Source organism: Phormidium sp. CCY1219 (assembly GCF_035615515.1).
In the GTDB taxonomy this organism is placed as follows: domain Bacteria; phylum Cyanobacteriota; class Cyanobacteriia; order Cyanobacteriales; family Laspinemataceae; genus CCY1219.
Window position 1 is genome coordinate 1 of sequence record NZ_JAJENT010000576.1, and the last position, 235, is coordinate 235.

The 235-nt window shown below is 47.7% G+C and carries 1 pseudogene; it reads right to left on the reverse strand.

Annotated elements, in window-relative coordinates:
• Positions 1-235, reverse strand: a pseudogene (locus LKK83_RS16095) (hypothetical protein); the annotation flags it as partial.

The window sequence follows — 235 nt, forward strand, 5'->3', positions numbered from 1 at the left end:
TGCAACAGTGGCTCAATTACTGATGATAATTCATTATCCATCTGGCCAAATCGAACCTGGAGCAAGTTTTCTATCATTTCTCTCCGTTCTTCTTGGCGTCCTTCTTGCAATCCTTCTTGGCGTCCTTCTTGCAGTCCTTCTTGGCGTCCTTCTTGCAGTCCTTCTTGGCGTCCTTCTTGCAGTCCTTCTTGGCGTCCTTCTTGTACGGCTTCTTCTCGCCAACGCAAATAAGCAG